Source organism: Streptomyces sp. NPDC088817 (genome assembly GCF_044750345.1).
Taxonomy (GTDB): Bacteria; Actinomycetota; Actinomycetes; order Streptomycetales; family Streptomycetaceae; genus Streptomyces.
In genome coordinates, this window is sequence record NZ_JBIVJN010000004.1 from 373805 (window position 1) to 386217 (window position 12413).

The 12413-nt window shown below is 71.4% G+C and carries 11 protein-coding genes; 4 read left to right on the plus strand and 7 right to left on the minus strand.

Annotation, left to right across the window (positions count from 1 at the left end):
• Positions 1–8 precede the first annotated feature (8 nt).
• Complete coding sequence (locus tag ACIP4X_RS10265) at positions 9–368, minus strand: NADH-quinone oxidoreductase subunit A (RefSeq protein WP_100569667.1); 360 nt, start codon at positions 366–368, stop codon at positions 9–11.
• An 803-nt stretch (positions 369–1171) separates the two neighbouring features.
• On the opposite strand from ACIP4X_RS10265, the gene ACIP4X_RS10270 reads away from it, so the two are divergent.
• Positions 1172–2005 carry an NlpC/P60 family protein gene (locus ACIP4X_RS10270; protein ID WP_391455915.1) on the plus strand — a complete coding sequence of 278 codons (834 nt, stop codon included), beginning with the start codon at positions 1172–1174 and terminating at the stop codon, positions 2003–2005.
• Positions 2006–2183: 178 nt separating this feature from the next.
• Here ACIP4X_RS10270 and ACIP4X_RS10275 read toward each other — a convergent pair whose 3' ends face one another.
• Entirely contained in the window at positions 2184–3473 is a 1290-nt protein-coding gene (locus ACIP4X_RS10275; protein ID WP_401347701.1) for a geranylgeranyl reductase family protein, read from the minus strand.
• Between the two features lie 98 nt (positions 3474–3571).
• Between ACIP4X_RS10275 and ACIP4X_RS10280 the strand changes: the two genes are divergently transcribed.
• Both ACIP4X_RS10280 and ACIP4X_RS10285 read left to right on the plus strand, forming a co-directional pair.
• A complete protein-coding gene (locus ACIP4X_RS10280; protein ID WP_358737428.1) occupies positions 3572–4078 on the plus strand; it encodes a GNAT family N-acetyltransferase in 507 nt (168 codons plus the stop codon).
• 106 nt (positions 4079–4184) lie between these two features.
• Positions 4185–4520, plus strand: a complete 336-nt coding sequence (locus ACIP4X_RS10285) for a PASTA domain-containing protein (protein WP_358737427.1) — start codon at positions 4185–4187, stop codon at positions 4518–4520.
• A gap of 35 nt (positions 4521–4555) precedes the next feature.
• Here the strand turns inward: ACIP4X_RS10285 and ACIP4X_RS10290 are convergent, their stop codons facing one another.
• Entirely contained in the window at positions 4556–5248 is a 693-nt protein-coding gene (locus tag ACIP4X_RS10290) for a demethylmenaquinone methyltransferase (protein ID WP_100569664.1), read from the minus strand.
• A 170-nt stretch (positions 5249–5418) separates the two neighbouring features.
• Between ACIP4X_RS10290 and ACIP4X_RS10295 the strand changes: the two genes are divergently transcribed.
• Complete coding sequence (locus ACIP4X_RS10295) at positions 5419–6411, plus strand: chitinase (RefSeq protein WP_391455909.1); 993 nt, start codon at positions 5419–5421, stop codon at positions 6409–6411.
• Positions 6412–6718: 307 nt separating this feature from the next.
• Here ACIP4X_RS10295 and ACIP4X_RS10300 read toward each other — a convergent pair whose 3' ends face one another.
• From ACIP4X_RS10300 to ACIP4X_RS10315, 4 genes are all read right to left on the minus strand, one after another.
• Positions 6719–7165 carry an imidazolonepropionase-like domain-containing protein gene (locus ACIP4X_RS10300; protein ID WP_358737423.1) on the minus strand — a complete coding sequence of 149 codons (447 nt, stop codon included), beginning with the start codon at positions 7163–7165 and terminating at the stop codon, positions 6719–6721.
• A gap of 14 nt (positions 7166–7179) precedes the next feature.
• Complete coding sequence (mqnC, locus tag ACIP4X_RS10305; RefSeq protein WP_391455906.1) at positions 7180–8379, minus strand: cyclic dehypoxanthinyl futalosine synthase; 1200 nt, start codon at positions 8377–8379, stop codon at positions 7180–7182.
• A gap of 79 nt (positions 8380–8458) precedes the next feature.
• Entirely contained in the window at positions 8459–9250 is a 792-nt protein-coding gene (locus ACIP4X_RS10310; protein WP_391455904.1) for a prepilin peptidase, read from the minus strand.
• A complete protein-coding gene (locus ACIP4X_RS10315) occupies positions 9247–12207 on the minus strand; it encodes a BTAD domain-containing putative transcriptional regulator (protein ID WP_391455902.1) in 2961 nt (986 codons plus the stop codon). Before ACIP4X_RS10315 ends, ACIP4X_RS10310 begins: the two co-directional genes overlap by 4 nt.
• Positions 12208–12413 lie beyond the last annotated feature (206 nt).

The following is a 12413-nucleotide window of genomic DNA, read 5'->3' on the forward strand; positions in this document are numbered from 1 at the left end:
AAGGCCCCTCAGTCCCATTCCAGGCCGCCGCGCCGCCATACGTACGCGTACGCCACGAAGACGGTGAGCACGAAGAGCAGCATCTCCACGAGCCCGAATACACCCAGGGCGTCGAAGCTGACGGCCCATGGGTAGAGGAAGACGATCTCGATGTCGAAGACGATGAAGAGCATCGCCGTCAGGTAGTACTTGATGGGGAAGCGCCCGCCGCCGGCCGGCGTGGGGGTCGGCTCGATTCCGCACTCGTAGGCCTCGAGTTTGGCGCGGTTGTACCGCTTCGGTCCGATCAGCGTGGCCATGACCACGGAGAAGATCGCAAAGCCTGCCCCGAGGGCTCCCAGTACGAGGATGGGCGCATACGCGTTCACCGCTCCTCGCTCCTCTCAGTCGGCACTGACTGCTGGCGGTCGCTGGGCCGCTGCCGCCTCACGCGGCCCCCGTTTCCCGGCTCGTCCAGCCAAGATCGAGAACATGTGAAGCAGGTCACAAGCCCAACTGCCTCGCATCTTATGCCCGACGCTCTGTGATCTGCGACACGGGGTATTGCATGAGCTTTGTGATCTCCACCACCTGACGAACGATCATCAAGTCGGATGAGCGGTGATCTTCGCACGCGAAGCACCTGTGTGATCACTACTGGTCACATTTTACCTCGTATTTGCAGGTCGGAGGGGGTGTGCACTATCAGATGCCCGGCGCTCCACGCAAAGTGGCTAACTGTGTCAAGCCTTTGATATGGGCCCGCTTTTCACACATCAGAGGGACGTCGGCGCGAGATGTGGACACGTTCACCCGTTCACAAGCGGACGGTGTGAACCAGGAGGCCGCTCGGGCGCGGTTTCATCAATGGGACTCAAGTGACAAATGGGACCGGTGAGTCAGTGCGTGCGCGAACCCTGCCGGACGGTGATCACTCCGTGACCTCCGTCACGTTCATGAGAGGAGCGTGAGAGCGGGGCTTGGCCAACGATCCACTCGGATGGTAGGCCGAGGGCAATTCGGGCGTAACAGCGAAAGACCATGATCAAAGGCATGATCACGTCCGCCCGTAATGTCCGTTACGGCGTCAATAAGGAACCTCGGACATGGGATTTGGCGCCCTCATTGAGCAAATGTGGCGCACCGCACGTTTCTTGAAGATATGAAGGAGCCCCTGGTACCGGTTGTTCCCATGTCCCACACCGCTCACATACGCAGCCACCGGAAGCCCCGCCGTAGCGCGTCGAGAGTCGCGATGCGGGCCGGTGTTGCCGGCGGCGTCCTCGGCACCCTGGCAGTGGCAGGCACGTCGGCCTCGTCGGCGAACGCCGCCGAGCCGGTGACCCAGACCCTCGAACTGCCCACCCTGACCGCCGACCTGGCCGCCCAGGTCGCCCAGTCGGCCGACGCGACCGAACAGGCGGCCGCCAACTACCGCCTGAGCGCCGAGCGCGACGCCGCCGCCGCAAACGCCGCGAAGCAGGCCAAGGCGGACCTCGCCGACGCCAAGAAGAAGGCGGAGGCCCGCAAGAAGGCCGAGGCCGCCCGGAAGAAGGCCGCCGAGACCGCCCGCCAGGCCGCCGCCGACCGTGCCTCCCGCACGGCCGAGCGGCCGACCCTCAGCGCCACGGCGAGCGTCGGCTCCACCTCCGCCAGCGTGTCCACGGCGACCGGTTCGGCCGCGGCCGTGGTCTCGTTCGTCAAGGCCCAGGTCGGCAAGGCCTACGTCTCCGGCGCCACCGGCCCGTCCGCCTTCGACTGCTCCGGCCTGGTGCAGACCGCCTTCAAGCAGGTCGGCATCAGCCTCCCGCGGGTCTCCCAGGACCAGTCGACCGCCGGCACCCAGGTGTCGCTGTCCAACCTCCAGCCGGGCGACATCCTCTACTGGGGCGGCGCGGGCAGCGCGTACCACGTGGGTGTCTACGTCGGTAACGGTATGTTCGTCGGTGCGCAGAACCCGTCCACGGGCGTCGTCGAGCGTCCGCTGTCCTACGACCCGCCGTCCGGCGCGGTCCGGGTGCTCTGAGGACGCCCGCGCACAGCCGTATGGACTGAAGGGCCGCAGCCGCTCGGGGGCAGCGGCCCTTCCGGCGTTCCCGTTCCGCCCGCTTCGCCCCCCCTGTGACACGACAGCGGGGCCGGCTCGTGTCCGAGCCGGCCCCGCTGTTCGTCCCCGCTGTCGTCCGCCGTCGTCCCTCGTCCGCTCAGGCCTTCGGGGCCACCTTGCTCAGGCCGTTGATGATGCGGTCCATCGCGTCGCCGCCCGTCGGGTCGGTGAGGTTGGCCAGGAGCTTGAGGGTGAACTTCATCAGCACCGGGTGGGTCAGCCCGCGCTGGGCGGCGATCTGCATGACCTTCGGGTTGCCGATCAGCTTCACGAAGGCGCGGCCCAGCGTGTAGTAGCCGCCGTAGGTGTCCTTCAGAATGCGCGGGTAGCGCCGCAGGGCGAGTTCGCGCTGCGCCGGGGTGGCCCGGGAGTGGGCCTGGACGATGACGTCGGCGGCGAGCTGGCCGGACTCCATCGCATAGGCGATGCCCTCGCCGTTGAACGGGTTGACCAGACCGCCCGCGTCGCCGACGAGCAGCAGGCCCCGCGTGTAGTGGGGCTGGCGGTTGAAGGCCATGGGCAGGGCCGCGCCGCGGATCGGGCCGGTCATGTTGTCCGGGGTGTAGCCCCAGTCCTCCGGCATGGACGCGCACCAGGCCTTGAGCACCTCGCGCCAGTCCAGCTCCTTGAAGGAATCGGAGGTGTTGAGCACGCCCAGGCCGACGTTGGAGGTGCCGTCGCCCATGCCGAAGATCCAGCCGTAGCCGGGCAGCAGCCGGTCCTGGGGACCGCGCCGGTCCCACAGCTCCAGCCAGGACTCCAGGTAGTCGTCGTCGTGGCGCGGGCTGGTGAAGTAGGTGCGCACCGCGACACCCATCGGGCGGTCCTCACGGCGGTGCAGGCCCATCGCCAGGGACAGGCGGGTGGAGTTGCCGTCGGCGGCGACGACGAGCGGCGCGTGGAAGGTGACCTCGCGCTTCTCCTCGCCCAGTTTGGCCCTGACCCCGGTGATGCGGCCGGTGCGGTCGTCCACGAGGGGCGCGGACACGTTGCAGCGCTCGAACAGCCGGGCGCCCGCCTTCTGCGCCTGCCGGGCGAGCTGCTCGTCGAAGTCGTCGCGCTTGCGCACGAGTCCGTAGTCGGGGAAGGAGGCGAGGTCGGGCCAGTCGAGCTGGAGACGGACGCCTCCGCCGATGATCCTCAGGCCCTTGTTGCGCAGCCAGCCGGCCTCCTCGGAGATGTCGATGCCCATGGCGACGAGCTGTTTGACGGCGCGTGGGGTGAGGCCGTCGCCGCAGACCTTCTCGCGCGGGAACTCGGTCTTCTCCAGCAGGAGTACATCGAGTCCGGCCCGGGCGAGGTGATAGGCGGTGGTGGACCCTGCCGGCCCTGCGCCCACGACGATCACATCTGCGGTGTTCTCGGAGAGGGGCTCAGTCACGGTCACGGCGGGATCTCCCCAAGGTTCGGAATCTGCGTGCCGACCGGCACTGGACATGGGCAGTCTATGCAGCAGAATTGATCACCCGGCTGAAGGGCTGCCCCGTGAACCGAGCTCTCCCCGTCGTACGCCTGCGCGTCCCCACCGATGAGGACGCCGTCGCCTGGCACCGGATCTTCGCCGACCCCGACGTCATGGAGTTCCACGGCGGCAGGCCCGCGGAGCTGTCCGTCTACGAGGAACTCACCGCCCGTCAGCGGCGGCACGACGCCGAACGCGGCTTCTGCCTGTGGACGATGCTCGACGAGGACGGCCGGGTCATCGGCTTCACCGGCGCCCAGCCGTGGGAGCGGGACTGGGGCCCCACCGGCGAGATCGAGATCGGCTGGCGGCTCAGCCGCGAGCACTGGGGCCGCGGATACGTCACGGCGGCGGCCCGGATGACCCTGGAGCGGCTGCGCACGGCCGGCCTGACGAGCGTGGTGGCGATGGTCGACGCGCGCAACAAGCGGTCCATCGCGGTCACCGAGCGCCTCGGCATGAGTCTGGCGCAGACCTTCGTGACGCCGGTGTCGGAGCGGCAGGGGCACTGCTACCGGCTGGAGCTGTGATCGCGACTGATTACCGTTCGTAATCGACTGTCACAGAAAGACACTTGACGCTTCCGGGTGACACCCCTGGCCGGTTACCCTGCCAGTACCGCTGGGGGTGACGTCTGTGTACATAACACCCAAGACACCCGAAGTGCGCGTGCCGCGCCTGGTCGGACTGATGGCCGTGGACGCACGCGAGACCGCCCGGGCCCGGGGCCTGTCGCTCAACGCGCCTGACCGCCCGGACTTCCATCTCACGGTCGTCGACCATGTCGTCCGCCAGTATCCGCAGCCCGGCGCCGAGGTGCCGCGGGACTCGATGGTGTACGTGTGGTTCGACTTCGGCGCGGGCGAGGGAGGCGGAGGCGTCCGCGAGCCGCGCGTTCCGCGGCCGCCCACCGGCGGCCTCCAGCGCGAACTCGACGAACCGGGCGATCCGTACGCCGTCAGTCCCGTGTGACCGGGGTCAACCCCGTACAACGGCCCGCGCGGCCGTCAGTCCTTGAACCCCCGGTGCAGGGACACGATCCCGCCGCTGAGGTTGCGCCAGGCCACCTTCGACCAGCCCGCCGTACGCAGCAGCCCGGCCAGCCCGGGCTGGTCGGGCCAGGCCCGGATGGACTCGGCGAGGTAGACGTACGCGTCCGGGTTGGAGGACACCGCGCGCGCCACGGGCGGCAGGGCGCGCATCAGGTACTCGGTGTAGACCGTGCGGAACGGCGCCCAGGTGGGATGCGAGAACTCGCAGATGACCACGCGGCCGCCGGGCCGGGTCACCCGGTACATCTCCCGCAGGGCCGTCTCGGTGTCCTGCACGTTGCGCAGCCCGAAGGAGATGGTGACGGCGTCGAAGGTGTCGTCCTTGAACGGCAGCCGCGTCGCGTCGCCCGCGGTGAACGGCAGCCAGGCGTGCCGCCGCTTGCCGACCCGCAGCATCCCGAGCGAGAAGTCGCAGGGGACGACGTAGGCGCCGGCGCGGGTGAAGGGCAGCGAGGAGGTGGCCGTCCCGGCGGCGAGATCGAGGATCTTCTGCGCCGGACGGGCGTCGACCGCCCTGGCGACCTCCTTCCGCCACCGCCGGTCCTGCCCCAGGGACAGCACGTCGTTGGTCAGGTCGTACCGTTCCGCCACGTCGTCGAACATCGAGGCGACGTCGTGCGGCTGCTTCTCCAGGGATGCGCGGGTCACCGGCCCATTGTGGCAGGCGGGGGTGGCGGTTGACGGAAGTGCCCCGGCGGCACGGCTTTCAATGGCAGGCTCGGAAGGCGGTTCCCGGTCCGGGGACAGGCTCTCCTTGGACCGGGACCCCGCTGTGTCCGGATCCATGGACGGTCATCACGAGAGCTGGTGCATGCGCAATGAGGAGTTTCCTGACGCCGGTGGCCGGGCTCGCCTGCCTGGTCGCCCTGGCCGCCACGGGCTGCTCCCCGATGTCCGACGGCACCTCCGACGCGGCCCACAAGGCCGGTCGGTCCAGCACCTCGTACGCCCCCTACGTGAGCGCCACGACCGCTTCGGGCACCGACTCGGCGGGCTCGCCCGCGACGTACAATCTCGCCTTCGTCATCTCCGGCGGCGGATGCGCTCCGGAGTGGGACGGGATGACGGGGCTGGACGACGCCGAGGTGAGGTCCCGGCTCGGGAAACTGAGGAAGTCGGGCGCCACGGTGCGCGTCTCCTTCGGCGGGGCCGACGGCGAGGAGCTGGCGACGACCTGCGAGAGCGCGTCCGCGCTGGCGGACGCGTACGGGAAGGCCCTGGACGCGGCGGGCTCGACCCGGGCCGACTTCGACGTCGAGGGCCGTACGCTGACCGACTCCGCCTCCGTCGACCTGCGTTCCCGGGCGATCGCCCTGTTGCAGAAGCGGCGGCCCGGTCTGGAGGTGTCCTTCACGCTGCCCGTCATGCCGTCCGGGCTGGACTCCCACGGTCTGGCGCTGCTGGAGTCCGCGAACGAGCACGACGTCCAGGTCTCGACCGTCAACCTCATGACGATGAACTACGCCGAGTCCTACACCGGCGACATGGGCGACTACGCCCTCGCCGCCGCGAAGGCCGCCCACGCCCAGCTGAAGAAGGTCTTCGGGCTCTCGGACGCCGACGCCTGGGAGGGCATGGCGCTCACCCCGATGATCGGCGCCAACGACATCGCCGGCGAGACGTTCACCCTCGCGGACGCGGCCCAGGTGCGCTCCTTCGCCGAGGAGAAGCGGATCGCCTGGGTCTCGATGTGGTCCACCTTCCGCGACCGCCAGTGCGAGAAGAACGTCCCGTCCCGGAACGACGCGGCGACGGATTGCAGCGGCGTGAAGCAGAAGCCGGGGGCGTTCGCTCGGGTGTTGGGTGGGTGAGGGTGGGACCGGGGGCTGAGGGTCTGAGCGTTCAGGGGCCCGGAGGCAGGAGGCCCGGAGGCAGGAGGCCCGGAGGCAGGAGGCCCGGAGGCCAGGGGGCTTGGAGGCCCGGGGGCTTGGAGGCCCGGGGGCTTGGAGGCCCGGGGGCTTGGAGGCCCGGGGCCAGGGGCCCAGGGGCCCAGGGGCCCGGGGCCAGGGGCCCAGGGGCCCAGGGGCCCGGGGGCCCGGGGCCAGGGGCCCAGGGGCCCGGGGGCCCGGGGGCCCGGGGCCAGGGGGCTTGGGGGCCCGGGGCCAGGGGCCCGGGCTCTTAGCGTCTGCGGTGGACCAAACGGCCCGCGCAGACCGTGGCGAGGCAGGCGCCGGAGTCGTCGAAGACGGCGAGGTCGGCGCGGCCGCCCTCCACCACCGCCGTGGGCCGGGGCCCGGCCAGGACGGCGACGTCGTTCCGGGCGGCGGCCTCCCGCAGGCCGGGCGCGTCCGCGTGCCCGGCGAGCACGGCCGTCGCGCCGAGCTTGAGCACCGCGTGGACCCGCTCGCGCGGACTCGGCGCGTCGGGCAGCGGCCCCTCGTGCACGCGCCCCGGCCCGAGCACGCCCGGCCAGCGCCGCACGCGCGCGTGCGGGAACCGCCGCTCCAGCTCGGCGAGCGTCCCCACGGCCGCGACCCGGGCGCCGTCGACGGCGACGGCACCGCCCTCGACCGGTTCCGCGTCCCGTCCGACGCGCACCGCGTCCGCCGCGTGAATCGTCAGCACCCTTGCCTCGTACGTCAGTTGGAGGTGAGCAGCTTCAGCTCGGGGTGGGCAGTCCCGCCCGCGATCGCCGTCGACGAGATGTGGGACATCACGCGGTCGTCGACCGGGTCGTTCGCCGGGTCGTCGTGCACGACGAGGTGCTCGTACGTCGTCGCCCGCTGCGCCGGCACCCGTCCCGCCTTCCGGATGAGCTCGATGATCTCCATCCGGTTGGACCGGTGCTTGGCGCCGGCCGACGAGACGACGTTCTCCTCGAGCATGATCGAGCCCAGGTCGTCGGCGCCGTAGTGCAGGGTGAGCTGGCCGACCTCCTTGCCGGTGGTCAGCCAGGAGCCCTGGATGTGCATCACGTTGTCGAGGAAGAGGCGCGCGATCGCGATCATCCGCAGGTACTCGAAGAGAGTGGCCTGCGTACGGCCCTTCAGGTGGTTGTTCTCCGGCTGGTAGGTGTACGGGATGAACGCCCGGAAGCCGCCCGTGCGGTCCTGCACGTCACGGATCATCCGCAGGTGCTCGATCCGCTCGGCGTTCGTCTCACCGGTGCCCATGAGCATCGTGGAGGTGGACTCCACGCCCAGCCGGTGCGCGGTCTCCATGATCTCCAGCCAGCGCTCCCCGGACTCCTTCAGCGGGGCGATGGCCTTGCGCGGCCGCTCCGGCAGGAGTTCGGCGCCGGCGCCGGCGAAGGAGTCGAGGCCTGCCTCGTGGATGCGCGTGATGGCCTCCTCCACCGAGACGCCCGAGATCCGCGCCATGTGCTCCACCTCGGAGGCGCCCAGCGAGTGGATCACGAGCTGCGGGAAGGCCTTCTTGATGGCGCTGAAGTGCTTCTCGTAGTACTCGACGCCGTAGTCCGGGTGGTGGCCGCCCTGGAACATGATCTGCGTGCCGCCGAGTTCGACGGTCTCGGCGCAGCGCCGCAGGATGTCGTCGAGGTCGCGGGTCCACCCCTTCTCGGTGTCCTTCGGGGCGGCGTAGAAGGCGCAGAACCTGCACGCGGTGACGCACACGTTCGTGTAGTTGATGTTGCGCTCGATGATGTACGTCGCGATGTGCTCGGTGCCCGCGTACTTGCGGCGGCGCACGGCGTCGGCGGCGGCGCCCAGCGCGTGCAGCGGCGCGTGGCGGTAGAGGTCGAGCGCTTCCTCGGGGGTGATCCGTCCGCCCGCGGCGGCACGGTCGAGCACGGACTGAAGGTCGGCCTTCTCGGTCACCGGGCGTCCCTTTCGCAAGGTTCGTAAGGGTTGTGGACAGACCGAACCAGCCTACGCCAGGCCTTTTGCGGCGGGGTCCTCAGGTTGCGTACGCGCCGATCAGAACGCCGGTGAACGCGCCCGCGAGCAGGAACGGCCCGAACGGGATCGCCGTCTTGCGACCCGCCCGCCGTACGACGACGAGCGCGCCGCCGTACAGCGCGCCGAACAGGAACCCGGCGAAGGTGCCCAGCATGACGGTGGGCCAGCCGTACCAGCCGAGGACGGCGCCCGCCCCGAGCGCCAGTTTCACGTCGCCGAACCCCATCCCGGCGGGGTTGACGAGGAACAGCACGAAGTAGCAGCCGCCGAGCGCGAGCGCGCCGTACAGCGCGGTCGGCCAGTGCCCGGCGTGCCCGGGAAGCAGTGCGGCCGGGCCGAGGAGCACGAGGGCGGCGCCCGCGAGGGGCAGGGTCAGCACGTCGGGCAGCCGCCGCACCCGGAAGTCGACCACCGCGAGCAGCACACCGACGGGCGCGAGCAGCAGCCAGACGGCGAGTTCGGGCCGGACACCGGTGGCGACGGCGAGCGCGGCGCAGAGGAGAGCGGTGACGACGGCAGTCGGCAGGGCGCCCGGACCGTACGCGGCGTCGGCACCGTCCGAGGCGCCAGGACCGTACAAGGCGCCGTCGCCGTCGGCGGCGCACCGCCCGCACCGGGCACGCCCGACCCATCCCCGCACCGGACACCCACGCGGGCACTGCCCCCGCCACGGCTCCCCCGACGGCACGGAGAACCGGTACACGGCCCGCGGAAGCGACGCGCCCGCCACCGCGCCCCACAGCGCGGCGGCGGCGACCAGCGGCAGAGCGGTCGACGGCACGGTGCTCATCCCGCCGCGGCGACGGCGGTGCGCCAGGGCGGCAGCAGTTCGTCGAGCAGGGCCTCGGTGCGCGGCGGCAGGCCGCGGGCGCCGGCGCGTCCGACGAGGTCGGCGGCGAGCGCCTGGAGGCGGGCGGTGTCGCCGGTGGCGTGCGTGGCGCGCAGCAGCTCGTTCCACAGGCGCTCGTCGGCCGGGGCGCTGCGCAACGCGGCGTCCAGCGCCTCGATCGCCTTGTCCGCACGGTCCTTCTCCAGATGGAAGGAGGACAGGGCGAGCCCGATGTCGGCGACGATGAGGGGCAGTTGGGCGTCGACGATCTCGTGGGTGAGCCACCGGTAGCGGCCCTCGGGCCGGTCGGCGAGCAGCGGTCCGCGCACCACCACCAGTGCGTCGGTGAGCAGCCGGCCGCGCACCGCCCGGCTGTCCGCGCCCTTGCCCTGCGTGGCCTCGTGGTACAGCGAGCGCAGCACGTCGAGGTCGGAGACGACGGACTTGGCGAGGGTGAGCCGCCCGGTGTCGTCCGTACGGAGCCGGGGCGTGCCGTCGGGATCGGTGCCGAGCCAGGAACGCAGCCGCTCGACGAGAGCGTCCCGCACGTCGTCGGTGACCCCGCGCGGCCACAGCGCGGAGGACAGCACCCGCGGATGCACGCCCTCCCGGTGCAGGAGCAGCAGCGCCAGCGCCTCGTGCAGCAGCGCGCTGCGCTCGTCGTCCGGGGTGTCGAGCCCGATGATCTCGTACGGGCCCACGAGCCGCGCGTAGACCGCCGGCCGCCCCTGCTCGGTGATGTCGACGAGGAACGGCGGGGTGGGCGCCGGTCCGTCGGGCCCGTTCTCCGGGTCGGCCTCGACGAACAGCTCGACCACCGCCTGCTGTTCGGCCGACGGCAGCATCTGCGCGTCGAGTTCGAGCCCGAGCAGCGGGGCGAGCAGCCTGCCCTCGCCGGTGATCTCCATCTCCCAGGCGGCACCCGGCAGTTCGGCGGAATCGGTGCCGACGAGGTAGCCGATGCCCAACCGACTCGCACCGGAGGCGAGTTCGGCGAGCCTAAGGGCTTCCTCCGGCGAGGGCTGGGCGGCCAGCAGCACCAGGTGCGGTGCCCAACGGGTGTGCTGGGCGGGCCCGGTGCGGCCGGTGAGCACGGAGTCGTGCCCGGCGGCACCCAGCGCGCCGCGCCGCTGCCGCGTCTCGGCCTCCATGGTCTCCAGGAGCGCCTCGATGCCGTCGAGGTGGCGGAGGCGGTTGGGGGCGAGGGGGGTGAGGTCCTGACCGAAGCCGACGAGGGTGACGGTCATACGGTCCGACCAGCCGTTGGTGGCGAGTTCGGCGGCGACGGAGGCGAACACGGCGGCCCGGTCGGCGGCGCGGCCGCTCAGCGAGACGATGCCGGGCACGGCCTCCAGGTTGAGCAGCAGCCGTGAGTCGTCCATGGTGCCGAGGCTGACGAGCCCGGGGAACGGGGCGGCCGTGTCGGCGTCCTCGTACCGCTCGGCGTCGGCGTGCCCCAGCACCCAGAACGTCTCGTCCTGCCCGGTCTGCCAGGGCGCGGGCGGCTTGCCGGCCGGCTGTGCGAGCTGGAGGTGCAGGTCGCCTCCGGTGAGCCAGGCGGCGTAGACGACGGGCAGCGGCCTGGACTCTGCGGCGAGGGCGGCGGCGAGCCCGCGCAGGGACCGGTCGAGCCGCCGTACGCCCTCGGGGTCGGCGCCCACCAGCAGCGCGTCCCGCACGTCCAGCGCGTCCCCGGTCGGCGTCGGCGGTTCCATGCCGCGGCGCCCGCCGACGGCGCCGAGCGCCGACTGCCACAGTGCCTGCCTGCGGCGGTGGCCGAGTGCGGCGAGGAGACCGGCGGCGAGGAGCGGGGCGCCGAGGAGGGCCTCGGGCAGCCCGAAGGAACGTCCGGAGGAAGAGGTGGCGGGGGTGGCGGCGGTGTCGGCGGTCCCGCCACCGTGGTCCTGATGCTGCCGCTGGGCGGGAACGGAGGCGTGGGAGCGACCGTCCTGCCGGTGGCCGCCCTGGGCCTGGTCGCCCCCGCCTTGGGCCTGGTCGCCGGTCCTGGCGTAGTCGTGGATCTGCTGCCGCACCTGCTCGGAGACGTCCGGCGCGCCGTCGGGCATCTCGACGAGTTCGCCGCCGTGCGCGTCCGCGGGCATCTCCATGATCCAGCCGGGCCGGATGAGGCTGGCCTCGGACAGCCGGGAGCCGTCGGGCTGGACCCGGTCCTTGTTGAGCGCGTAGATCTCCTTGTACCGGCGCCCGTCGCCGAGGTGCCGCTGGGCGATCTCCCAGAGCGAGTCGTGGTGGCGTCCCTCGGGCGGCTGGATCCGGTAGTACTTCGTGTCGCCCTGCTTGGCCTCTGCCTGCGCGGCGGCGCCCGCGGCCTGCTCGGCGACGGCGGCCGCGGTGTCGGCGGCCTGCTCCCGCTGCTGCCCGAACAGCCCGCCCGGCGTCTGCTGCGCGACGGCGACGGTCCCCTTCTGGTTCCCCTCCAGACCGTGTCCGAGCTGCGACAGTCCGGGCGTGAAGCTGGCGGCCGTGGCCCCGACGAGCAGCAGCGCGGCGACGAGTTGTCGAGCGAGGAGCTGACTGGGTCCGGCCCCGGGCACCCGCCCCGGCACCCCGACCCCGGACAGCGCGGCCTTCATCTCCACGAGCACACAGGCGGTGAACTGCGCCCAGGCGAGCCAGACGACGACCGACAGGATGTTCAGGAAGGTCTGGACGGTGATCTCCTGCTGGAGCCAGTCCAGGCTCGGCACTCCGTGCGGCAGCGGCCACCCGAACTGCATGGCCAGCGCGAGCGGTACGCCGACGAGCAAAACCATCAGGGCCAGGAAGGCGAGGAACGCCTTCACGAAGTCCCCGACCGTACGCCGCCGCACCCGCACCGGCTGCGGCGTCCGGTTCCTCGGGGCCGTCGAGCCTCCCGTCGGATTTCCCGTCGAGCTTGAACTACGGCGTCGCGGCATGGCGGGTGTCCTGATGGTGTGTGAGGTGGGTGCGATAAAGGGGACGTACTGAGCCTACAGAGATCCTATTGACGGGGTCGACACAGCTTCCGCCCACCAACTCCGAACGCTCCCAGCCCGTTCACACCAGCCACTCCGTATCTCTGGGGTTCCCCCACACCCCCCACCGAACGCCCAAATCCCCCTCTCTCACCCCTGATAACTTC